A 22,220-nucleotide genomic window follows, 5' to 3' on the forward strand; every position below is an offset into this window, starting at 1 on the left:
GAGGTGGGAATATGGAAAAGCCGGTAACTCCTGTATTACTGGGAATCGATCCCGAAAGCTGGGACAACCAGCTGGATAATGTGGAGAAGTGGTTCGAACAGCTGCAGCTCATCCAGGCATCCTTTCGCCAGTTTGCGGAACAGACGGCAGAGAAAATTAAAGAAGAACATATTAAAGCCGAAGTGCTTTCAATAGCTAAGAAAGCAAAAGTGCACGAGCAAAAAATCGGGGAATTATATGAAGCGATCGGCCGCGCGACATCCAGTACATCCAAGATGGCTGGAGAGTTGGCCGGGAAGCTGAATAGTCCGCTTGCTGATTTGAAGGGACTGTTGGGCGGGGCGCACGGTTACTGGAAGGATTTGCATCAGCTAATGATCCTGAACCTGAATGCACTCAGCGCGTTTGCGATGGCTGAACAGCTTGGATTGGCTTTGGGAATCATGGAAATTCCCGAAATTGTTTTCCCGATCCTGAATGAAAAGCAGAAAAACCATTTGTTGCTTCAGGAATATTCACTCGAAACCGGTGCGGTCGCTGTTCTTTACAATAAAGATTTTGGCTAAGCGATCTTTATTATCCACTCAGCAGACAGGAGGGAGGTCTTATGAAACGAATCACTGATTATTGGCAAACATCAGCAGCTCAGCCGGCAGCTGCGGAGAATGGCAGAAAAAGCCGCACGCAGCTGCTGGTCACTGCTGCGCTTTTGGCAGCACTGGCGGCTATCCTTCAGTCGGCAGGCGGCCTCCTGCCGGGGATTGGATATGCCGTCAGCCCTTTGGCTACATTGCCGATTGCACTGGCAGCTTTGCTCACAGCGGGCAGCGGGATCAGTGCGTATGTTGTCACCATCGGTCTTTTAGTGCTATTACAGCCCGGTGAATTATTTATCTTCCCATTTACGACAGGTCTGCTTGGCTTGGCCATTGGTTTATCACTGTTAATGTTTAAGAAAAAGTGGGTAGCCATTTTTGTGGGAGGAAGTGCATTGTTTCTGGGGATTTTATTCTTGGTATCCGTGTTGCGGTTTCCACTTTTCGGGCCGGAAACTGTACCGGGAGTAATGCTGCTCGGTGGCTGTGCCGGTTTTGCGATTGTCTACAGCTGGATTTGGACGGAAGTTATCCTGTTCTTTCGGAAGCGTCTTCCTTTTTTTCGCTAAGCTGGCGACGGAATGTACCATTCTTTTCAATTTTCCTGTTTCTTACTGTGTCTAGCAGGGAAAATAAAAAAGCAGTCGGATAACGAAATTGGAAAGGAGAGGGCAGCATGAAGGAATACTTTAGATTGCTCAAGGGAGGAGCCACATCGGCACTCTGGGCGGCAATCGTCAATACAACACTTGGTATTATAAAGACAATTGCTTACTTGATCAGCGGTAATGTCGCCATGTTCGCTGAGATGTTACATAGTTACGGCGATGCAGCAAACCAGTTTTTCGTATTCATCGGTTCTGCATTGAGTAAAAAAGAACCGACCGAACGTTTTCCGGGCGGATTTGGACGACTTGTCAATCTGGTGCTTTTAGGAGCCGTGATTGTGGTCGGAGTCCTTGCTTATGAGACGATCATTGAAGGCTATCATCATATCCTGCATCCGGCAGCAGATGATGAATGGTTTTGGCTGAATGTCGGTGTATTAGCATTGGCAGTAGTGCTGGAAGCATTTGTTTTATGGAAAGCGATGAAAGAGGTATTACATGAAGTGCCGGATGTTCAGGCAAGCGGATTCGGAATTATTCCAGCCAGCATAAAAAACCTGAAATCGGCGAAACCGGCAACACGGCTGGTTTTTCTTGAAGATACAGTTGCAGTGTCGGGTGCATTGCTTGCATTGATTGCAGTGGTAATCGCGGCCTATACATCCTTCGACAGTGCTACCGGTTATGCATCGATTATCATCGGTGTCCTGCTCATCCTTGTCGTCGGCCGGATTTTCCTGGACAACGCAGCGGGCGCGTTGGGTGCAGCGGACTTGGAGCTTCAGCAGCGGGTCGGTGACCGAGTGATCACGCACCCGGATGTGCATGACGTTGCAGACTTGGATATTGTCACAGAAGGTGATCATCGACATGTCGAACTGAAAATCGAAGTGGATCCGAAGATGACCATTGCAGAAGCTGATGATCTCCGGGATTACTTGGAAGAACGAATTCGGGAAGTCAGAGGGGTCACGGATGTCATCATCGAATTTGACGAGGATGATAAAGTGCCGACATGGTCCGACCCTAAAGGGGAGAAGTAAAAATGAATAATGAGCTGACAACCGTAACGCCAGTGGGCATTTGGGGCGGCTATCCGGCAGCAAATGGAGCAACTTCTTCATTCCTGATCGAAAAAGCCGGATTTCGGTGTCTCATTGATTGCGGCAGCGGTGTACTGGCATCCGTCCAGAATCACTCGAAACTTGGTGAACTGGATGCAGTTACCATCAGTCATTATCACGCAGACCATATTGCGGATATTGGGCCGCTTCAGTTTGCCCGCATGATTGAAAAGCAGCTCGGCGGCAATGATTCAGTGCTGCCGGTATACGGGCACAGAGAAGATCAGGAGCAATTTGAAAAACTCTCGTACCAAGACGTGACTGAAGGACGCGAGATTAAAGAAGGAGCACCGGTTACAATCGGGCCATGGGATGTCACATTCTGCCGTACAAACCACCCCGTGTATTGCTTGGCATTGAAATTCTCCTCAAACGGGAAAAGCGTAGTCTTTACTGCTGATACCGGCTGGCATGATGAACTGACACGCTTCGCGGCCGGAGCTGATCTCCTTGTTGCTGAATCCAATTTATTTGAAGAGCATGTCGGCCGTGTGGAGGGTCATATGAGCGGACGACAGGCAGGCGAGCTTGCCGGAAAAGCGAAAGCAGGCTCCTTATTGCTGACCCACCTGCCGCAATACGGAGATCTGTCCCGGATCGAGGCGGACGCTCGGAAAGCATTTAATGGACCGGCTGAACTGGCAGTGGTCGGAAAAACTTACCGCGTATAATAACCGCTGCATAAGAATTGATGGTTCTTCGAAGGATGAAAAACGAGAAAGCAGTGGCATTTAGTCATCACTTTTATAACAAAAAAGGGTGAGTTTTGCGTCAAGACTTTCAGGGAAGAATTAAATAAGAATCAGACGTATGAAAACAGCAGCGGTAAGAACGGAAAAGGGGTGAAAACATGCAGCTGAAGTTATGGCAGATTGCCTTGGGAGTGGTGCTTCTCGTGGCAGCTTTGGTGGCTGGAGCAGGGGTAGTATGGATAATGACGCCTCCGGAACCGGAAGAACCGGTCGCATTTTGGGATGAGCCTGCAGAGTATCATGGTATCGAGTTGACTAATATTGCATAGAATGCGAAAAAAGCGTGGACTTTACTGTCCGCGCTTTTTTGGTGTGCGGCTGTCGGCTTCTGCTACGGTGAACGCCAAGTCATCGTTGCCGAATAATTGCAGCACTTCGAGCAGGGTGTCCGTGTCGATGGCCAGCTGCTCATCTTCTCCTTCGATTACAGCCATAAGCAGCGGGTTTTCAGGCTGAGTAGGGTAGGCTGCAGCATAGAGAGCGGCTGGATCGACGTCCCGATTGCAGCACCACTGTACAAACAGACGGATCATAACTTCCTCGTCTTCCCGGTACTTCTGAATAATCCGTTCATCCATCATAAAACTCCTTTCGAATCCTTTTCCCCATGGTATCATGATTATGATAACGAGTGTGAACCAGCAAAGGGGGATGGAGGAATGGAACAAGTACAGCATGCTATTCAAGATGAGTATGGAGAGGCGTTCGCGCACTGCTACGGCTGCGGCCGGCTGAATGATAATGGCCTGCAGTTGCGGACCGGATGGGATGGCGATGGGACTGTGACAGTATACGAACCGCGTACGGAACATACTGCGATTCCCGGCTTCGTGTATGGCGGATTGATCGCGTCGCTTGTCGATTGTCACGGAACGGGCTCCGCTTCACTGGCCTTGCATCGAAAGAACGGTTTTGAACCGGGAAGCGGGGAAGAGCCGCCGCGATTCGTCACGGCTTCGTTGCACGTGGATTATTTACGGCCTACGCCTCAAGGGGTGCCGCTGAAAGCGATAGGGCGCACTGAAGAAATTCATCCGAAAAAATGGGATGTACATATCGAAGTATTTGCAGGGGAAACGAAATGTGCGACCGGAAAAGTAACGGCCGTTGTTATGCCGAATACGTTCCTTAAAGGAAGTGAGTAAAAGAACAGCCGGCCGGATTCGTCTTGGAATCCAGCCGGCTGTTGTATTTCAAGGTAAGCAAGTTACGCGTTCCGCAGATTCCGAATTCTGTACACAAGGCATTGTTGTCGGGCCTCGCGGAGTGCCTTCACTTTCCTATTGTCTTTCGATTTCTTCTGTTAAAGTCTCTAGTTCATCGATCAATTCACCGATGTAGGCGATCGTGTCACGTAATGGCTGTTCTGTCGTGATATCGACTCCCGCCATTTTTGCGAGCTCGACAGGTGTCTTCGTACCGCCGGCTTTCAGGACTTCAAGCCATTCATCAACAGCTGGCTGCCCTTCATTCAATACGCGTTTTGCCACTTGAGTGGAAATCGTCAATCCGGCTGAATATGTGTATGGATAAAGACCCATGTAATAATGCGGTTGCCGCATCCATGTCAGTTCAGCGCCTTTTGTAAGTTCCACATCCTCGCCCCAGAATTCTTTCAGGACATCATGCTTCAGTCTGTTCAATGCATCTGCATTGACGCTGTGGCCATCATCGATCCGCTCATACACCTTCCGCTGATAGGCAGCTTCCAGTAAATGCGTCACGAAGTTATGGTAATAAGTCCGGGCTACAATGGATGAAATAACCCAGCGCTTGAATTTCGGATCACTTGAATTCTCAAGCAAGTGATTGGCCATCAGCATTTCATTCATCGTAGATGGCGCTTCGATGAAATACAGCGACGGGCGCGCATTCAGGATATTCTGTTCCCGGTTTGCAAAGAAGAAATGACCGGCATGGCCCAGTTCATGCGCCAGTACGAACACTTCATTCATCCGGCCGGTCCAGGAGATGAGGATATACGGATGATAACCGTATGGGCTTGAGCAGAAGGCGCCGGTTGACTTGCCTTTGTTCTGCGGGAAGTCGATCCAGCGCTCAGTATAAGAGCGATCGACCATCTGCAAGTACTCATCACCCATGATTTTCAGCGCATCATGCATGTACTTCTTCGACTCTTCCACTGTAATGGACGGTTCATAGGAAGGATCAAGTGAAATTTTCAGATCGGCAAAGGTCATCTTATCGAGTCCATGCGCTTTTTGCAGGAGCTTGGCATATTTTCGCATATGCGGTGCCAGTTCTGTCATGATCAAATCGATCTGACGGTTGTAAAGGTCCCGGTCCACTTCCTGATCGAACAGCAGGTAATCAAAGATAGTATCAAAACCGCGGAGGTCGGACGTCGTTTTTTCAGCCTGCAGATGAGCATCATATGTCTTTGCGGTTGTGTGCTGGTAATCTTCAAGTTTAGCTGAAAAGGCATCGAAAGCAGCCCGGCGGATTTTCGTGTCGCTTTCGCCTTCCCAGTCGCCTTCAAATGCTATGTAACTGAGCGGGTAGTCCTGTCCGTCCACTGTAAAATCCTCAAACGACATATCGACTAATTTTGTTGTGTTATATAGCTCGTAAGGTGCGTTGAAGACAGATGAAAATGCAGCGAGGACTGTTTCAGCCTCTGCATGCAACTGATGCGGTTTCCAGCGGATCAATTCCTCGAGATAATGCGCATGTTCCGCTGACTGCTCTGCGGCCTGCTGCAAACTCTCTTCAGAAAGCTCGAGCAATTCGCTCTGCAGAAATGACAGCCGGCTGCCGATTTGTGCACCTGTCGCACCCACTCGGGCGGAACGCAGTTGTGCATTGGTATCCGTCTGGTCAGTTGAAGAAGCTAAGCTTGCGTAAGTCCCGATTGGTACAAGTTGTTCCCGGATGTTGATGTAGCTGGATAACGCTTTAACCGCTGAAGAGGCATCGGTGATCTTGCCTTTAAATTCGGAAGCGAACGTTTCTGCCTGTTCCTTGACAGCTTTTAGGGCTTCATCGAATTGTTCTTCTGTTTCAAATAAATCTTTCAGATTCCATGTTTCTTCCGTTGCGACTTCTGAACGTGGCGGCAATTGCTTAACCATCATTAATCTCTCCTTATTGTTTCGGTAATCAAACTAATTGTAAGTATATCGGAATTCACGAAGAATGAAAAATATTATAAAAATTAAGTTTTAGGTAAAAAATAAGGTTTACGCGAAAAAAGACGGGGTATAGTAGGATTACAAGGCGAACTTCGAAAGATGAAATGCACAGCCTTGGCGGAAAATTTGCTTTATTGACGAAAGCGAAGTACCAGCAAGTGAAGTACAGAGCAAGCAATGTACAACGCAAGTGAAGTGCAATGTGTTACGCGTCACGAAGTTTAAGTTTTTTGTGTAAGTGCAACTGAAGAACAAATTACACGTACTGCAACACCGAGTTATTTTTTGTAGAAAGAAAAGTAAAACAGCAAATTTTCCGTGCATGTCCCGTAAGCTGGGACAGGAGAAGCATGATCCGATTCCGGGTCATGCTTTTCTGTGTTATATTAGCCGTTTATACCTCAACAGAACGTAAAAATGCCTTTCCGCGGAAAGGGAAAGGCATTCATAACGAATCTCCCTTATTTTCCAAAGCCGGTCGCTTTGCAGGATTTAGCACCTTTTCAGCTATTGCTGTATGGTTGCCGGGTTTCACAGGGCCAGTCCCTCCACCGCTCTCAATAAGAGTTAGCTATTAATTTGTAATTGAATGTTAATAAGAATAGCATGTCGTTATAAACTGGTCAATAAAAGTTCGAAAAGAAAAACTATTTGATTTATCTCCAAGTTTCTTAGTATGATTACAAGGAATTAACAAAGAGTCAGAAAAAGAAGGGTGCGAGCATAGATGAGATACGGATTCTGGATGCCGATTTTTGGCGGATGGCTGCGCAATGTAGAAGATGAAAACATGCCGGCAACGTTTGAGTATGCGAAGGAAATAGCACAATCTGCGGAAAAATGGGGCTATGATTTGACGCTGATAGCTGAATTAAACTTGAATGATATTAAAGGAACCGAGGCAGACTCTCTCGAAGCTTGGTCCACAGCTGCTGCAGTAGCAGCGGTAACGGACAAACTCGAAATCATGACTGCTGTCCGGCCTGCTTTCCATAACCCTGCCGTAACCGCAAAGATGGCAGCGAATATCGATCACATCTCCGGCGGCCGCTTCACGCTGAATGTCGTTTCCGCATGGTGGGCAGAAGAAGCCCGTCAATATGGCGGTGCGTTTACTGAACACGACGAGCGCTACGATCGGACAGACGAATTTTTGGCCATCATGAAAGGCTTGTGGACAGAAGATGAATTTTCTTATAAAGGCACTTATTACGATGTGCAGAATACCCGGCTCGCACCGAAGCCGGTACAAAAGCCGAATCCTGTTCTTTATGCAGGCGGTGAGAGCCCGCGCGGAAAGAAGTCCATCGTCGAAAACTGTGACGCATACGTAATGCATGGCGGCACAGTAGAGGAAATCGAGGCGAAAATCGAAGGAATGAAACAGCTTCGCAGTGAAGCTGGACAAGAACCGCTTCAGGCATTTGGCATGGCAGCATACGTAATCTGCCGTGATACCGAGGAAGAAGCACTGGAAGAATGGAAACGCATCACGGATGTGAAAGAATCAGCAGGCTACGCCGGCTATCAGGATTTTGTCAGCAAATCCCAGCTTGAGCAGCAAGTGAAATTGAATGACTACTCGGTATCCAACCGTGGTCTCCGCCCGAACCTGGTAGGTACGCCTGAGCAGATCGCTGACCGAATTCTTGCGTATGAAAAAGTGGGACTTGATACACTCCTGCTTCAATTTTCTCCACAACTGGAAGAAATGAAGCGTTTTTCTGAACAGGTTATGCCAGTGGTGGAAGAAAAACGAAATGCACAAGAAACCCGTGCGTAAACTAAAGGAGAGAAAATAGCTATGACAGAAAAAATATATGTTATACATGAAAACGAAGAATGGACAGCTCACTTATTCAAGCGGTTGGATGAACTTGGACTGCCGTATGAAGATTGGTTCACGGATGAGAGCGTTGTCGATTTGACCGAAGCTCCGCCGGAAGGTGTATTCTACAGCCGCATGAGCGCTTCTTCTCATACGCGAGGCCATCGCTATGCGCCGGAAGTGACCGAAGCGCTACTCGCCTGGCTGGAACATCACGGGCGTAAAGTCTTTAACGGCAGCCGTGCACTCCGGCTGGAAGTCAGCAAAGTGAATCAGTACATGGCGTTGAACGCGGCTGGCGTTCGGACACCGAAAACAATTGCTGCAAATGGCAAAGAACAAGTGCTGGAAGCGGCAAAAAGACTGAACGCGCCTTCTTTCATCACTAAACACAACCGTGCAGGCAAAGGGCTTGGTGTTCAGCTATTTTACTCGCTTGAGGCACTTGAAGAGTTTGTCGAAGGGCCATCGTTCGGTGATTCAGTGGATGGCATTACGCTGATTCAGGAGTATATCCAAGCACCCGAACCATACATTACCCGCTGTGAATTTGTTGGCGGTAAATTCGTTTATGCGGTACGGGTCGATACGTCAGAAGGGTTTGAACTATGCCCGGCCGATGCCTGCCAGATCGGTGATATTTTCTGCCCGGTAGGGGAAGAAGTCGAAGAAAAGCCGAAATTCCAAGTGATTGAAGGATTCAACGATCCGATTATCACTAAGTACGAGGAGTTTCTGCGCCAAAACAATATCTCAGTGGCGGGCATTGAATTCATCCGCGATGAGAACGGTGAAATCTTCACTTATGACGTTAACACGAACACAAATTATAATGCAGAAGCTGAAGCGAAAGCCGGCAAATTCGGCATGCTTGAACTGGCAAAATTCCTGGGCGAGCAACTGAAAACACCGGCAGGAGCAGTGAAATAAGGGATAAGAGTGAAAAAAGCAGCCAAGGCAGGAACTAAAAAAGGGTCGAAGCTCTGCCATGACTGCTTTTCTCTTAAGAAAATACAAGTAAAAAGAGAGGGATTCCTTAACGGGAATCCCTCTCTTTTAAATGTAATCAGCGATGGTTGCGTGCATGCAGGCGAGCCCGCTTTTCAATATCACTCGTTTTCTGGTTCTCGAGTCCGTACTCATCATCGCATGGATGGTCATCCTGCGTCTTTGATTCCTCTGCACTTGTTTCCGGTTCGATCAGCTCTTCCTGTTCTGCTGCTTCTTCGATTTCAGAAGCGATTTCAGGGTTTTCTTTGCGTTTCATCACAATCGGCTCCTTTCACCAGGCAATGTTTCATTACTTTTCCGCTACCCTTTTTAGCAGATGTGAAAACATGGCCTACATTGCAGGGGACAGCAGGGTCCAGATCAGTTTCGCTTCTTCCGGTGAACGCGGAGTGACAGCGGCTGATTTTGGGTAAGGTGCCGCTTCCAGCCGGTTTTTCACGTACTTTTCCACGTATGGATTTTTGTCGACTGCAGTCCGGTACGCTTCCTGGGCCGCAGCTGAGAAAAAGCCTTTCTTTCGTTCGATCAGCCAGCGGAACCAGGCGTAAAAGGCGTTATCGGTATGCGTTTCATCGTAGTGGTCAATCAGACTTTCTGCATCTTCCACCCGACCAAGTGCCAAGAGAGAGGAGATGGCCGGATATCGCACACCTTGGTGATCGCCGGGGTTCAGTTGAAGAACCTCATAAAATCCATTGAATGCATCAGCGGTCTCCCCGTTTTCCCAGTGGTGAAGCCCCAGCAAAAACAATGCGCGCAAATACGGCCGATTCGTTACGTACAGCCAGGCAACATCCATTTCAGGTTCAAAATCACCCTGCGCTTCTGTAACTGCCTGCTTGAGAAGCTGCTGCCGCTTTGCCGGGTCGGTTTCCTGCTCTGCAGCGAAGAGAAGACCATCAGGGTTATCGGGATCCAGACGGCGCACAGTCTCTGCCTGTTCTATCCGTTCTGTTTCCGTTTCAGTCTGGTAAGTCTCATAGGCTGTTTTCTGTGCCTGTTCCGCTTCTGTCTTCGGTTCGTAAGGCACATCGCGATAATAATCGATCTGCCGCTGCAGGGCATTTTCATTCGAGATGGACAGATCTTTCAGATGCATCAGCAGCTGCCAGTTGCGGTACTCATCGGTTTTCGGATCGGTACCGACCTCGAAAGCATAGACCGCTTCTTTTTCATGCCCGGCCATCGTCCAGTCATAAAATTGCTGAAGGGATTCAGCGAAACGGAGCACTGCGTCCGGGTTTTCAGCGAACCGTTCCGCTGTTTCTTCCGGTGTCCAAGCCAGCGGAAGAAGTCTCTGGTTGATGCCGAATTGAATACCTCCGGCAACGGCGGCTTCCGGCACCCCGGCTTCGTGTTCCAGGAAATGAAAGAACGTTTCCATAAGATCGTCGCTCTTTACATCGGCATCGATAAGTGCCCATTCCAATGTTTCGGCTGCTTTCAGCACATCGGATGATGCCTGACCGGCAGCGCGGGAATCATTGCCGAACAGCTGATAGACAGCAATCAGATCCGGCTGTGCCGCTGTGGGTCTATCGCCAAGTCGCTGCAGCTGATCAAGTGCATCCTGGGTGGGCTTTTCCGCAATAACCACACTATTGAGCGGCATGATGAAATTATCTCCGTAACGGATATCCCGCACGAAAAATCCAAGTGCAATGCTGTCTGCCACTGCCGGAAAGGCCTCGTTGACAAGGGCCGTATGCTGAATGCCGGTCCGGATGTCCCGCACAGTCGCCTGATAATTTTCGATGGCTGTGATTTCCCCGGCAATGAATAGCGGATTAAGCCAGCCGGCCAAGAGCTGCTTTTGCTGCCGGCGGTCCGCCCGTTCCAGTTGCCCCTGGATGAATTCATTCCAAATATCCGCCCGTTCCGAGAAAAAGAATAAATCACCGATCACAGATGCCGCTTTGTCTTCTCCGTGAAGCGGGACAAGCAAGTCTTCGGTTTTGTTTTTCCATGTGAGCAGTTCCTTTTGCTGGGAAGGGCGCGGATGGTTTTCGAAAAAGTCCTGGAGGATGCCCCGGAGTGCCTGGTCAATTTCTTCATTCACCCGGTCGGCAGCATTGTTCTGACCGCAGCATTTCTTGTACTTCTTACCGCTGCCGCACGGACATGGATCGTTGCGGCCGATATTGCCTGCAGTAAGTCGCGTCATTGGCCAGGCTCCTCGAGCAGGATCCGTTCTTCATCTCTGCTGTGGATGGCATTGACTGTGATGAGTGCGTGGAACTGGTGCAGCACATCAGGTGTCACGCCTTCTTTGGCTAATTTTTCTTTTACGTCCTCGACGATGATCCGCATGATGTCGTGGTCACGCGTCAATTGAATGACAGCATCTTTCAATTCAGGATGCTGCTCGGCCATCTCCAGGTAAAACCCTTCCTCTTCTGCCTGTGCATGACTCAAAATCCGTGTCTCCCAATAATCGATCAAATGCTCGGCGGCTTGTTTTGCCACTTCATACTCTTTTGCTGCAAGCAATTCCTCGACTTCTTCCGTTTTATCAATCGCACCCGACCGGCCGCCTTCATGGATGGCGTGGTGGGCATGGAGTTGTTTAAGTGATGGTCCTGATCCTGCCATGATTCCTCATCCTTTCTTTTGCCATCAGTATAACATGAGACAACCGGGAGAATTCCCCGTATAGGCTATTCCCAATAGAGAAACAGGGAAGTCCCTCATTGGTCGGGTGATGCAACAGGCATACACTGAAATTGGCAATACAAATCCCATATCTGGAGGAATCAGAAGATGAACCAGTTAACATTGGATACCACTGTCGCTAATATCGTAATGGAAGTTCCACAAACAGGAGACTTGTTCCGCAGTCTACGGATCGACTTTTGCTGCGGCGGGAAAATTCCGCTCCGTGAAGCGGCGTTGAACCGGAATCTTGACGGGGAAGAGGTGCTGCTGCGAGTTCGCGAAGTTGCTGAAAAACAATTACAGCATGAGCAAAAACGGCCTTCATCATTTGAACCGGCGGAACTCATCCTGCATATCCAGGATAAATACCATTCGAAAATCCGGGACGAACTGCCGCTTTTGGCGCCATACGTAACCAAGCTCGCACGCGTCCACGGTGAGAAATATCCATACGTATTACGGGTCCGTGAAATTTACCTGGACTTGAAGCGGGAGTTGACCGATCATACGGACGACGAAGATCAGAATGTTTTTCCGCTGATCAACGCATTCTTCGCTAATCCTTCCGCTGAAACAAGCAAAGCGTTGAAGCCGCATCTGGAAGAGCTGGAAGAAGAGCATGAGAATGCCGGAAAGCTGCTGAAAGAACTGCGCGAAATCACAAACGGCTTCGAACCGCCGTCAGACGCCTGCGGAACACACCGGCTGGTGATTCAGCGGCTCAGAGAACTGGAAGGGGACACATTCGACCATATCCATCTCGAAAATAATATCCTGTTCGATCGGGCGCGTCAGGCAATCTGATGCAAAGGAGCCGCTTTCCTTGTCAATTCCTGTTGACAATGGGGAGCGGCTCCCCTACGTTTATCAATATGAGGAGATGGAATTAAGTGAAGAAAACAATCCTTTTATTGATAAGCGCAGCCATGATGCTCTCGGCATGTACAGTTGAAACCGATAGTAGTGGGGGGACTCTCCGGATTTCTGCAGCTTCAAGTCTTGCAGAAGTGATGACAGCTCTTGAAGCGGAATGGCAAGCCGAATATCCGGATACAGAGCTGATGATCAGTTATGGGTCGTCAAGCAAGCTGCGCAGCCAAATTGAGCAGGGAGCGCCGGCTGATTTATTTTTATCCGCCAGTGAAGCGGATGCCATAAAATTGACAGAAGCAGGATTGCTTGAAGAGGAAACAGTGGTTCCGTTCGCTGCCAACCGCCTTGTGCTGGCTTCCCGAAATGATTCCGGTTATTCAGGTACGTTGGAAGAATTGTTCGCTGCGACTGATGAAAAGATTGCGATCGGTGAGCCGGAAAGCGTGCCGCTCGGGCGTTACACGAAGAAAATCCTTGAGGAACTCGGGCTTTGGGCAGGGCTGGATGGACAGCTTGTATACGCCAAAGACGCCCGCCAAGTGCTGACGTATACAGAAAGCGGCAATGCGGCGCTTGGAATCGTCTATTCCTCGGATGCATTCCGTTCAGACAAGGTGGACATATTGGTTGAACTGCCGGAAGGCACGGAGTCGATTGTGTACCCGGCTGGAATTTTGACTGAATCAGCTAATATAGAAGCTGCTGAACGGTTCCTGGATTTTCTGACCGGTGATGAAGGTCAAGGCATTCTCCGGGAATCCGGCTTCCTGCCAGTTAGCGGTGAAGCATCTTGATTCCATATGATCTGTCGCCACTTGCATTGTCATTGCGGGTCGCCATCATTTCGACGATCGCTGTTTTCATTATCGGCGTAATGCTTGCCCGGCTCATGAACAGGCACGAATTTTTCGGAAAAAGCGCTGTGGAAGCACTGATCTTGTTGCCGCTCGTCCTGCCGCCGACAGTCGTGGGCTTCGGCCTGATCGTATTGTTCGGCCGAAACGGCCCTGCCGGTATCCTGCTGGAAGAGTGGTTCGGTGTACAAGTCATTTTTACTTGGGTCGGGGCAGTGATCGCTTCGTTCATCGTATCACTGCCGCTCATGTACCAAAGTACGGCGGCCGCTTTTGAAAAAGTGGACCCGCGCTGGGAGAACGTCGCCCGGACAATGGGGGTCACCGAATGGCGGATTTTCCGGACCATTACATTTCCGCTTGCCTGGCCGGGTATCCTGGCAGGTCTTGTGCTGGCGTTCGCCCGCGGAATTGGCGAATTCGGGGCGACGCTAATGATTGCCGGGTATATTCCGGGTGAGACAGAAACCATCCCGCTCGCCATTTATTTCTCCTATGAAGCAGGGGAAATGGAGCAGGCAACGTTTTGGGTCATTACGGTTTCCGCCCTTGGACTGGCGGCCATCACATGGCTGAATTACTGGCGGCGCCGGCATGCAGGCCGGGCAGGAAAGGAGTGAGGGAATGCTGGAACTCGACTTCCGTAAACAATTAAAGCATTTTGAACTGCAGGCAGCCTTGGAATTGAGCTCAGAGATCATGGCAATCGTCGGTCCCTCGGGCTCAGGGAAAACGACATTGCTGAACAGCATCGCCGGTATTGCGCAACCGGACAGCGGATCCATCCGGCTGAATGGCAGAATTTTTTTTGAAACGAACCGGAAACCTTTAAAAATTCAAAACCGGCGGATCGGTTACTTGTTCCAGGACTATGCCTTGTTTCCGCATATGACCGCCCGGCAAAATATTTTCTTCGGCGTTGGCCGTCAGGCGGATACATCGCACATTACAGAACTGACGGAACTTCTTGGCATCGCGGAATTGCTCAATAATTATCCCCACCAGATTTCAGGCGGTGAAAAGCAGCGGGTGGCACTGGCCCGTGCGCTCGCAGCCCAGCCGGAACTGCTTTTGCTGGATGAACCGTTCTCTGCACTGGATGATGAAACGCGGAATAATTGCCAGCAGCAGCTTGTCCGCATTCATCGTCTTTGGAAGATCCCGGTTATGTTTGTGACCCACAGCCGCCAGGAAGCGGCTAAACTTGCGGACCGCATCGTGCAGGTGGACCGGGGGCAGTTAACAGTATTGGCTATGGAATCTTCTATATGAAAAACTATCTTAAAATGTCTCTGTTGAACTTCCGCAGAACAGCTTCATTTTCCGGTCCACAGTAAAGGGGCTGTCCCAAAGGGTCATGAAAAATGACCTCGAGGGGCAGCCTTCTTTCTATTCGTAAAGAAGTGGCTGGGGTTCGGCCCGGCGAAGGAGTTTCCGCTGTTTGCTCCTTGTTTTTACAGTAAAAAATCAACAGTATTCTTTAACAAAGCCATATGAAACGAATCTCTTCATGAAGAACAAGGCTTTCCTTTTCACAGAAAAGGAAGGCCTTTTTTAATTGGCTCGGAATGTGGATGAATAATTCCTTGTCCCGCGTCAATAAATCAGACGGAATTTACAGAACGAGGGATTTCCCCCGGTTCAATAGGACATTCCCTAATGGGAAGAATTTGCTGCTGCCCGCATAATAAGAATCAGAATCCGATAACTTACTGGAATTTATTGTGCCTGTATTTCACTAAAGGAGTGTTTTAAAGCATATGGAAACTAAACGAAAAAATAAACGCGGTCTTAATTTCTTTAAACCGATTGAAAGCTACTCCGGCAGTTGGTCCATTCTTGAAGAGAAGAACAGAGACTGGGAAAACATGTATCGCCAACGCTGGTCGCACGATAAAGTTGTCCGTACGACGCACGGTGTAAACTGCACCGGTTCCTGCAGCTGGAAAGTATTTGTGAAAAACGGCATCATCACATGGGAAAACCAACAGATCGATTATCCGTCATGCGGACCGGATATGCCGGAATTCGAACCGCGCGGCTGTCCGCGTGGCGCGACGTTCTCCTGGTACGAATACAGCCCGCTCCGTGTGAAATATCCCTATATGCGCGGTAAATTATGGCGCCTATGGCAAGCAGCCATCACGGAAAATCCGAACCCTGTCGAAGCCTGGGCAAGCATCGTGGAAGATCCTGAAAAAGCGAAAATCTACAAGCAGGCACGCGGAAAAGGCGGCCACGTGCGCGTCGGCTGGGACGAAGCGCTCAAGCTGATTTCAGCTCAGCTTATTTACACGATCCGCAAATACGGCCCAGACCGTATTGCCGGCTTTACACCGATTCCGGCGATGTCGATGATTTCCTATGCATCAGGCGCCCGGTTCATTTCCCTCATGGGTGGCGAGATGCTGAGTTTTTATGACTGGTACGCTGACCTTCCGCCTGCTTCTCCGCAAATCTGGGGCGAGCAGACAGATGTTCCGGAATCATCCGACTGGTATAACGCCGGCTATTTGATGATGTGGGGCTCGAATGTGCCGCTTACCCGGACACCGGATGCCCACTTTATGACGGAAGTTCGCTATAAGGGAACAAAAGTCGTATCGGTTGCACCTGACCTCGCGGAAAACGTGAAGTTCGCCGATAACTGGCTCGCACCGAATCCGGGGACGGATGCAGCGCTTGCCCAGGCGATGACGCATGTCATTCTCGATGAGTTCTACCATAAACGGAAAGAACAAATGTTCATCAATTATGCAAAGCAGTTTACAGATATGCCATTCATGATCATGCTCGATCCGCATGAAGACAGCCTGAAAGGCGGGCGTTTCCTGCGTGCAAGCGATTTTGGGGATGCCACCGAGCATTCAGACTGGAAACCGGTCATTTTCGACGAAGCAGCGAACGGGCTCATCGTCCCGAACGGCACAATGGGCCAGCGCTGGGAACAGGAAAAGAAATGGAACCTGATTCTCGAAAATGAAGACGGAACGAAAGTGGAACCGGCCCTGTCTGTCGAAGGGCACGGCGAAGAATGGCTGGAAGTTGTTTTCCCTTACTTCGACAACAGTGGAAACGGCGTATTTAAACGGATCATCCCGGCGCGGAAAGTACGTCTGGCTGATGGCACGGAACGCTATGTAGCCACGGTTTACGATTTGATGATGAGCCAATACGGCATCGCGCGCGTCGACAGCCCATACAACGCAAAAGGCTACGACGATGCAGATTCCCTCTATACACCTGCCTGGCAGGAAAAAATCACAACCGTCAAAGCATCGGTTGTAACACAGATTGCACGTGAGTTCGCACAGAATTCTCTTGATACAGACGGCCGTTCCATGATCATCATGGGCGCCGGCATCAACCACTGGTTCAATAGCGACACGATTTACCGGTCAATTTTGAACCTCGTCATTCTGACAGCATCGCAAGGCGTCAACGGCGGGGCTGGGCGCATTATGTCGGCCAGGAAAAATGCCGGCCGATAGAAGGCTGGTCAACAGTCGCATTCGCAAAAGACTGGCAGGGACCTGCCCGGTTGCAGAACGGCACCTCGTTCTTCTACTTTGCGACAGAACAATGGCGCTATGAAGAAGGCGGCACGGACTCGCTGAAGTCACCGACAGGCGGCGACGTCAAGTATCAGCACCCGGCTGATTACAACGTGCTCGCTGCCCGGCTCGGATGGCTCCCATCGTATCCGCAGTTCAATAAAAACAGCCTGTTGTTCGCAGAAGAAGCGAAACAGGAAGGCAAAGAAACAAATGAAGAGATCATCCAACATGCATATGAACAAATCAAATCACGCGAAACGAAATTCGCGATTGAAGATCCGGGTGCACCGGAAAACTTCCCGCGCTCCCTGTTCATCTGGCGGTCGAATCTGATCTCAAGTTCTGCAAAAGGACAGGAATACTTCATGAAACACCTGCTCGGCGCATCGGACGCACTTCTGGCAAGACCGAACGAAGATGCGAAACCGGAAGAAATCGTCTGGCGCGAGGATGTGGAAGGCAAGCTCGACCTCATGGTGGCACTCGATTTCCGGATGACGTCAACACCGATCTATGCGGATATCGTTCTGCCTGCTGCAACGTGGTATGAAAAGACGGATCTGTCTTCAACAGACATGCATCCATTCGTTCACCCGTTCAATCCGGCAGTGAATCCGCTTTGGGAATCCCGTTCAGACTGGGATATTTACCGCAAGATGGCTGAGACCTTCTCGGAAATGGCGAAAACCCACCTTCCGGGCGTCTATAAGGATGTGGTCACCTCACCGTTGGCACACGATACAGCAAGCGAAATTTCACAGCCGATGGGGCTCGTGAAGGATTGGGCAAAAGGCGAAATCGAAGCAATCCCAGGCAAGACGATGCCGAATTTGAGCATCGTGGAGCGGGATTACACCAAAATCCATGACAAGTACATCACGCTTGGACCGAATCTCGCCGTCAGCAAAATCGGGGCGCACGGGGTCAGCTTTCCGGTGAAGGAAGAATACGAGGAACTAAAGCGGATCAACGGCGTGTACTATGATGAGACGATCAAGAGCGGCCTCCCGAAAATCCAACAGGCACGCCAAGTGGCAGACGCCATCCTGCATTTATCTTCTGCGACAAACGGCCGCGTGTCCCAGAAAGCCTATAAGCAGGCGGAAGAGGATTCAGGTGTGCCGCTCATGGATATTTCAGCCGAGCGGGCGGCGGAAAAGATCACGTTCCAGAGCATTACAGCGCAACCGCGGGAAGTCATTCCGACACCGGTGTTCAGCGGATCGAATAAATCCGGCCGCCGGTACTCACCGTTTACAACGAACATCGAACGGCTCGTGCCATTCCGGACATTGACCGGCCGGCAGCATTTCTACATCGATCATGAAGTGTTCCTGCAGTATGGCGAATCGCTTCCTGTTTATAAGCCGACATTGCCACCGATGGTATTCGGCGCGCGGGACAAAGAAGTGAAAGGCGGCGTCGATTCGCTCGTGCTCCGTTACCTGACGCCGCACGGCAAGTGGAATATCCATTCCACCTACCAGGACAACCAGCACATGCTGACGCTGTTCCGTGGCGGTCCAACCGTCTGGATCAGTAACGAAGACGCAGATGCCCATGGCATTAACGACAACGACTGGCTTGAAGTGTACAACCGGAATGGGGTTGTCACTGCACGCGCAGTCGTCAGCCACCGGATGCCGAGAGGCACGATGTTCATGTATCACGCACAAGATAAGCACATAAACGTACCAGGCTCTGAAATTACAGATACACGCGGCGGCAGTCACAACGCGCCGACCCGCATTCATATGAAACCGACACAAATGGTCGGCGGATACGCTCAGCTCAGCTATGGATTCAACTACTACGGACCGATCGGAAATCAGCGGGACGAGTACGTGGCGGTCCGCAAAATGAAGGAGGTCAACTGGCTTGAAGATTAAAGCACAAGTTGCAATGGTAATGAATCTAGATAAATGCATCGGCTGCCATACATGCAGTGTTACATGTAAAACGACGTGGACGAACCGGAAGGGCGCTGAGTATATTTGGTTCAATAATGTTGAGACAAAACCGGGCATCGGCTATCCGAAGCGCTGGGAAGACCAGGAGCTCTATAAAGGCGGCTGGCAACTGCGCAAAGGGAAGCTGGAACTGAAATCCGGCAATAAATTGTCCAAAGTGGCCCTCGGAAAGATTTTCTACAATCCGGATATGCCGGAAATGAAAGATTATTACGAGCCGTGGACATACAATTACGAGCATCTGACAACTGCTGGAGAGCAGGAGCACTCACCGGTGGCACGGCCGATTTCGGCCGTGACCGGCGATAAAATGGACCTCGAATGGGGCCCGAACTGGGAAGATGATCTTGCCGGTGCGCACATAACCGGTCCGCAAGACCCGAACATCCAGAAAATCGAAGAAGAAATCAAATTCAATTTCGAAAAATCATTCATGGTCTATCTGCCCCGTCTTTGTGAACACTGCTTGAACCCGAGCTGTGTGGCATCTTGTCCGTCAGGTGCCCTCTACAAACGGGATGAAGACGGCATCGTGCTCGTCGACCAGGAGGCCTGCCGCGGCTGGCGCTATTGCATGACCGGCTGCCCATATAAAAAAGTGTACTTTAATTGGCAGACGAACAAAGCGGAGAAATGCACATTCTGCTTTCCGAGAATGGAAGCAGGACTGCCGACAGTGTGCTCCGAAACATGCACCGGCCGGATTCGCTACCTGGGTGTGCTGCTGTACGATGCAGACCGCGTACTTGAAGCAGCGTCCACTCCGGATGAAAAAGATTTATACAAGGCCCAATGTGATCTCTTCATGGATCCATATGATCCGGAAGTAATTGCGCAAGCGAAACACGATGGTATTTCCGAAGACTGGATTGAAGCGGCACAAAACTCACCGGTATACAAGCTCGCCATCGAACATAAACTGGCGTTCCCGCTTCATCCGGAGTACCGCACGCTGCCGATGGTCTGGTATGTGCCACCGCTCAGCCCGATTATGAACTACTTCGAAGGTAGAGATTCCATCAAGAATCCGGACATGATTTTCCCGGCAATTGAAGAAATGCGCACGCCGATTCAGTACTTGGCGAATATGCTGACAGCAGGTGACACGGAAACTGTGAAACATTCCCTTCAGCGGATGGCGATGATGCGCTCGTATATGCGTGCCTTGTCTTCCGGAAAAGAATTCGATAACAGCCGCCTGGAGCGTGTCGGAATGACGCCGCATCAGACGGAACAGATGTATCGCCTTCTCGCGATTGCCAAATACGAAGATCGTTTCGTGATTCCGACTTCCCATAAGGAAACAACGATGAACCCTTACCGGGCACAAGGATCTGCCGGTTATGGTGATGTGATGGGGGATATGGGATCCGGCTGTGACGGCTGTGGACCTGCAGTTCCGGCGGGCACGATGAAAACGGGGAAAGAAGTATATGAAGAAAACTTCTATGGAGGTATCTGGCGTGATTAATCTTGAAAAGCTGTACGGGTATAAACACTCTTTCGGTTTTTTTGCCGAGCAGCTGACGTATCCGCAGAAGCTGGACTTTCATCCGATGTATCTCGAGGAATCATTTGAGCCGGGACATCCGGCGTATGAGCACGTGAAAACTTACTGGTCGCTCATGCATGAATACAGCCTGATGGATATTCAGGAAATGTATACCGAGACATTCGATTTCCAGAAAGATGCGACGCTTCATATGACGTACTTCAAGTTTGAAGATGCGAAAGAGCGCGGTCAGATGCTGGCGAAACTGAAAGTGCTGTATGAAATGTTCGGCTTGGAAATGCCGGATGAGGAATTGTCGGACTTTCTGCCGCTGATGTGTGAATTCATCTATGCGGCGGAATGGCTAGGTGATCCGCGTGCCCCGCAGAGTTTCGGGATGCTGATTGCCGTACTTGAAGATGGCACTTACCATCTATTGCAGACACTTCAGGAAACGAACAGTCCTTACTTTCATTTAATTAAAGGGTTGCGTGAGACATTTAAAGCTTGTGTAGAACAGGGGGCTCCTTCCGGTGAGCATGGTTGATCAGTTTCTATGGGTTATTTTTCCTTATCTTTGTATAGCGGTATTCGTTGTCGGTCATATTTACCGTTACCGGACCGATCAGTTTCACTGGACAGCCAAGTCCAGTGAATTCATTGAAAAGAAACAGCTGATGGTCGGCAGCCTGCTGTTCCATCTTGGTATTATCCCGGTGATTTTCGGCCATATTGCCGGCCTCGGCATTCCGAAAGAATGGATGCGTGCATTCGGGGTGAATGACCATATGTACCACATCGGTGCCATCTACATCGGCGGATTCTTTGGTTTTGTCACACTCGCCGGAATGGTCATCCTGACATTCCGCCGATTTACAAAAAAGAATGTGCGTCAGCTGAGTTCAGCTTCTGACTTGATCGTCAATTCACTTTTGCTGCTGATCGTGTTTATGGGCATGTATGCGACCATCGTGACGAATGCAGTACAGCCGGGCTTTGACTACCGGGATACGATCTCCATTTGGTTCCGCGGTCTGTTTTTGCTCAGCCCCGATCCTGCTTTAATGACAATTGTACCGCTGTCGTTTAAAATACATGCATTGGCTGGTTTTGCGATTTTCGCCATGTGGCCGTTTACCCGGCTTGTGCATGTGTGGAGTGTACCGTTGAATTACGTCGGCAGAAGTTACATTCTGTACAGAAGACATAAAATGAACTGATCGGAGGAGAAGGGGAAACCTTCTCTTCCGTCGCATAGGAGATAAAATGATGAAAACTAAATTCAACTACCAGAAGGAAATGGAACGGCTGCAAACTGCATTGGGCTGTGATTTGGTAGCACTGGCGTGTGTGGAACCGGCTGAGCAGCAATATGTGCTCAAATGGCAGTATGCAGCCGGAAACTTGAATGACCGTTTCAAGCGGGTCGTTCTCCAGTCCGGCAAAGGTGTCGCCGGCCTCGTCTTCAAAACCGGTAAACCGATCCTATTGCCGACAGTGACTGAATTTGTTCAAAAAGACGGGTTGTTCAATTACCCGATCATCAAATCAGAGAAATTGAAAAGCGTGGCAGCTGTCCCGATCTGGAACCATGGCCGGGTCGCCGGTGTGCTGCTCAGCGGCAGCCGTGAGGAATACGGCATAAATGAAGTGATTTTGCAGCAGATGACGGAAGCGGCACATAAAGGATTTGGAGATATGGACGGGAAGGAACTGATGGTTCTTTGATACGTGTAGAAGAAAATAAA

The 22,220-nt window shown here is 49.8% G+C and carries 21 protein-coding genes, 1 pseudogene and 1 riboswitch; of the genes and pseudogenes, 17 read left to right on the plus strand and 5 right to left on the minus strand.

Translation table 11 applies throughout. The features are described 5' to 3' along the window. The first annotated feature begins 11 nt into the window (after positions 1 to 11). The 5 genes from B0X71_RS01465 to B0X71_RS20790 all read left to right on the plus strand — a co-directional run bounded on the left by B0X71_RS01465 (position 12) and on the right by B0X71_RS20790 (position 3,349). Positions 12 to 566 carry a hypothetical protein gene (locus tag B0X71_RS01465; protein ID WP_156889771.1) on the plus strand — a complete coding sequence of 185 codons (555 nt, stop codon included), beginning with the start codon at positions 12 to 14 and terminating at the stop codon, positions 564 to 566. A 41-nt stretch (positions 567 to 607) separates the two neighbouring features. After that, positions 608 to 1,165, plus strand: coding sequence for a hypothetical protein (locus B0X71_RS01470; RefSeq protein ID WP_077587791.1), 558 nt, complete (start codon positions 608 to 610; stop codon positions 1,163 to 1,165). A gap of 107 nt (positions 1,166 to 1,272) precedes the next feature. Beyond that, positions 1,273 to 2,247, plus strand: a complete 975-nt coding sequence (locus B0X71_RS01475) for a cation diffusion facilitator family transporter (protein ID WP_077587792.1) — start codon at positions 1,273 to 1,275, stop codon at positions 2,245 to 2,247. Positions 2,248 to 2,249: 2 nt separating this feature from the next. Further along, positions 2,250 to 2,999 carry an MBL fold metallo-hydrolase gene (locus B0X71_RS01480; protein WP_077587793.1) on the plus strand — a complete coding sequence of 250 codons (750 nt, stop codon included), beginning with the start codon at positions 2,250 to 2,252 and terminating at the stop codon, positions 2,997 to 2,999. Between the two features lie 179 nt (positions 3,000 to 3,178). Beyond that, the gene (locus B0X71_RS20790; protein ID WP_156889772.1) at positions 3,179 to 3,349 is read left to right on the plus strand and encodes a hypothetical protein; all 171 of its coding nucleotides are present in this window, start codon (positions 3,179 to 3,181) and stop codon (positions 3,347 to 3,349) included. Between the two features lie 21 nt (positions 3,350 to 3,370). On the opposite strand, the gene B0X71_RS01485 is transcribed toward B0X71_RS20790, so the two are convergent. Further along, positions 3,371 to 3,658: a protein YxiS gene (locus tag B0X71_RS01485; protein ID WP_077587794.1), complete on the minus strand. Its 288-nt coding sequence runs from the start codon at positions 3,656 to 3,658 to the stop codon at positions 3,371 to 3,373. 81 nt (positions 3,659 to 3,739) lie between these two features. Between B0X71_RS01485 and B0X71_RS01490 the strand changes: the two genes are divergently transcribed. Next, positions 3,740 to 4,225: a PaaI family thioesterase gene (locus tag B0X71_RS01490; protein WP_077587795.1), complete on the plus strand. Its 486-nt coding sequence runs from the start codon at positions 3,740 to 3,742 to the stop codon at positions 4,223 to 4,225. Between the two features lie 135 nt (positions 4,226 to 4,360). Here B0X71_RS01490 and pepF read toward each other — a convergent pair whose 3' ends face one another. Continuing rightward, complete coding sequence (gene pepF, locus B0X71_RS01495) at positions 4,361 to 6,172, minus strand: oligoendopeptidase F (RefSeq protein ID WP_077587796.1); 1,812 nt, start codon at positions 6,170 to 6,172, stop codon at positions 4,361 to 4,363. 518 nt (positions 6,173 to 6,690) lie between these two features. Beyond that, positions 6,691 to 6,799, minus strand: a riboswitch (SAM riboswitch). Between the two features lie 160 nt (positions 6,800 to 6,959). Here pepF and B0X71_RS01500 point away from each other — a divergent pair. Both B0X71_RS01500 and B0X71_RS01505 read left to right on the plus strand, forming a co-directional pair. Further along, complete coding sequence (locus B0X71_RS01500; RefSeq protein ID WP_077587797.1) at positions 6,960 to 8,015, plus strand: LLM class flavin-dependent oxidoreductase; 1,056 nt, start codon at positions 6,960 to 6,962, stop codon at positions 8,013 to 8,015. Positions 8,016 to 8,036: 21 nt separating this feature from the next. Further along, positions 8,037 to 8,990 carry an ATP-grasp domain-containing protein gene (locus B0X71_RS01505; RefSeq protein ID WP_077587798.1) on the plus strand — a complete coding sequence of 318 codons (954 nt, stop codon included), beginning with the start codon at positions 8,037 to 8,039 and terminating at the stop codon, positions 8,988 to 8,990. 136 nt (positions 8,991 to 9,126) lie between these two features. Here the strand turns inward: B0X71_RS01505 and B0X71_RS01510 are convergent, their stop codons facing one another. From B0X71_RS01510 to B0X71_RS01520, 3 genes are all read right to left on the minus strand, one after another. Further along, positions 9,127 to 9,327 (minus strand): hypothetical protein, encoded by a 201-nt coding sequence (locus B0X71_RS01510; protein WP_077587799.1) that lies wholly within the window; start codon positions 9,325 to 9,327, stop codon positions 9,127 to 9,129. 75 nt (positions 9,328 to 9,402) lie between these two features. Next, positions 9,403 to 11,235: an SEC-C metal-binding domain-containing protein gene (locus B0X71_RS01515; RefSeq protein WP_077587800.1), complete on the minus strand. Its 1,833-nt coding sequence runs from the start codon at positions 11,233 to 11,235 to the stop codon at positions 9,403 to 9,405. Next, positions 11,232 to 11,663: a hemerythrin domain-containing protein gene (locus tag B0X71_RS01520; protein ID WP_077587801.1), complete on the minus strand. Its 432-nt coding sequence runs from the start codon at positions 11,661 to 11,663 to the stop codon at positions 11,232 to 11,234. Before B0X71_RS01520 ends, B0X71_RS01515 begins: the two co-directional genes overlap by 4 nt. A 168-nt stretch (positions 11,664 to 11,831) precedes the next feature. Here B0X71_RS01520 and ric point away from each other — a divergent pair, with 168 nt between their 5' ends. From ric to B0X71_RS01565, 9 genes and pseudogenes are all read left to right on the plus strand, one after another. Beyond that, entirely contained in the window at positions 11,832 to 12,530 is a 699-nt protein-coding gene (ric, locus tag B0X71_RS01525; RefSeq protein ID WP_077587802.1) for an iron-sulfur cluster repair di-iron protein, read from the plus strand. An 86-nt stretch (positions 12,531 to 12,616) separates the two neighbouring features. Continuing rightward, the gene (modA, locus tag B0X71_RS01530; protein ID WP_077587803.1) at positions 12,617 to 13,393 is read left to right on the plus strand and encodes a molybdate ABC transporter substrate-binding protein; all 777 of its coding nucleotides are present in this window, start codon (positions 12,617 to 12,619) and stop codon (positions 13,391 to 13,393) included. Beyond that, positions 13,390 to 14,073 (plus strand): molybdate ABC transporter permease subunit, encoded by a 684-nt coding sequence (gene modB, locus B0X71_RS01535; protein WP_077587804.1) that lies wholly within the window; start codon positions 13,390 to 13,392, stop codon positions 14,071 to 14,073. Before modA ends, modB begins: the two co-directional genes overlap by 4 nt. Before the next feature lie 4 nt (positions 14,074 to 14,077). Continuing rightward, positions 14,078 to 14,725, plus strand: coding sequence for an ATP-binding cassette domain-containing protein (locus B0X71_RS01540; protein WP_077587805.1), 648 nt, complete (start codon positions 14,078 to 14,080; stop codon positions 14,723 to 14,725). Between the two features lie 488 nt (positions 14,726 to 15,213). Then, a pseudogene (locus B0X71_RS01545) lies at positions 15,214 to 18,899 on the plus strand (nitrate reductase subunit alpha). Next, positions 18,889 to 20,451, plus strand: coding sequence for a nitrate reductase subunit beta (narH, locus tag B0X71_RS01550; RefSeq protein WP_077587806.1), 1,563 nt, complete (start codon positions 18,889 to 18,891; stop codon positions 20,449 to 20,451). The pseudogene B0X71_RS01545 and the gene narH overlap by 11 nt, the downstream one beginning before the upstream one ends. Beyond that, on the plus strand, positions 20,444 to 21,019 hold the full coding sequence (gene narJ / locus B0X71_RS01555; RefSeq protein WP_077587807.1) for a nitrate reductase molybdenum cofactor assembly chaperone: 576 nt from the start codon (positions 20,444 to 20,446) through the stop codon (positions 21,017 to 21,019). Before narH ends, narJ begins: the two co-directional genes overlap by 8 nt. Beyond that, positions 21,012 to 21,692: a respiratory nitrate reductase subunit gamma gene (gene narI, locus B0X71_RS01560; RefSeq protein ID WP_077590853.1), complete on the plus strand. Its 681-nt coding sequence runs from the start codon at positions 21,012 to 21,014 to the stop codon at positions 21,690 to 21,692. Before narJ ends, narI begins: the two co-directional genes overlap by 8 nt. Before the next feature lie 49 nt (positions 21,693 to 21,741). After that, positions 21,742 to 22,200, plus strand: coding sequence for a GAF domain-containing protein (locus B0X71_RS01565; RefSeq protein WP_077587808.1), 459 nt, complete (start codon positions 21,742 to 21,744; stop codon positions 22,198 to 22,200). Positions 22,201 to 22,220: the final 20 nt, after the last annotated feature.

This window comes from Planococcus lenghuensis (genome assembly GCF_001999905.1).
GTDB lineage: Bacteria > Bacillota > Bacilli > Bacillales_A > Planococcaceae > Indiicoccus > Indiicoccus lenghuensis.

Excerpts from the sequence above, each read along its gene's own strand:
- B0X71_RS01465 (WP_156889771.1), top strand. The coding sequence starts at position 12 with ATGGAAAAGCCGGTAACTCCTGTATTACTGGGAATCGATCCCGAAAGC.
- B0X71_RS01470 (WP_077587791.1), top strand. The coding sequence starts at position 608 with ATGAAACGAATCACTGATTATTGGCAAACATCAGCAGCTCAGCCGGCA.
- B0X71_RS01475 (WP_077587792.1), top strand. The coding sequence starts at position 1,273 with ATGAAGGAATACTTTAGATTGCTCAAGGGAGGAGCCACATCGGCACTC.
- B0X71_RS01480 (WP_077587793.1), top strand. The coding sequence starts at position 2,250 with ATGAATAATGAGCTGACAACCGTAACGCCAGTGGGCATTTGGGGCGGC.
- B0X71_RS20790 (WP_156889772.1), top strand. The coding sequence starts at position 3,179 with ATGCAGCTGAAGTTATGGCAGATTGCCTTGGGAGTGGTGCTTCTCGTG.
- B0X71_RS01485 (WP_077587794.1), bottom strand. The coding sequence starts at position 3,658 with ATGGATGAACGGATTATTCAGAAGTACCGGGAAGACGAGGAAGTTATG.
- B0X71_RS01490 (WP_077587795.1), top strand. The coding sequence starts at position 3,740 with ATGGAACAAGTACAGCATGCTATTCAAGATGAGTATGGAGAGGCGTTC.
- pepF (WP_077587796.1), bottom strand. The coding sequence starts at position 6,172 with ATGGTTAAGCAATTGCCGCCACGTTCAGAAGTCGCAACGGAAGAAACA.
- B0X71_RS01500 (WP_077587797.1), top strand. The coding sequence starts at position 6,960 with ATGAGATACGGATTCTGGATGCCGATTTTTGGCGGATGGCTGCGCAAT.
- B0X71_RS01505 (WP_077587798.1), top strand. The coding sequence starts at position 8,037 with ATGACAGAAAAAATATATGTTATACATGAAAACGAAGAATGGACAGCT.
- B0X71_RS01510 (WP_077587799.1), bottom strand. The coding sequence starts at position 9,327 with ATGAAACGCAAAGAAAACCCTGAAATCGCTTCTGAAATCGAAGAAGCA.
- B0X71_RS01515 (WP_077587800.1), bottom strand. The coding sequence starts at position 11,235 with ATGACGCGACTTACTGCAGGCAATATCGGCCGCAACGATCCATGTCCG.
- B0X71_RS01520 (WP_077587801.1), bottom strand. The coding sequence starts at position 11,663 with ATGGCAGGATCAGGACCATCACTTAAACAACTCCATGCCCACCACGCC.
- ric (WP_077587802.1), top strand. The coding sequence starts at position 11,832 with ATGAACCAGTTAACATTGGATACCACTGTCGCTAATATCGTAATGGAA.
- B0X71_RS01540 (WP_077587805.1), top strand. The coding sequence starts at position 14,078 with ATGCTGGAACTCGACTTCCGTAAACAATTAAAGCATTTTGAACTGCAG.
- narI (WP_077590853.1), top strand. The coding sequence starts at position 21,012 with ATGGTTGATCAGTTTCTATGGGTTATTTTTCCTTATCTTTGTATAGCG.
- B0X71_RS01565 (WP_077587808.1), top strand. The coding sequence starts at position 21,742 with ATGAAAACTAAATTCAACTACCAGAAGGAAATGGAACGGCTGCAAACT.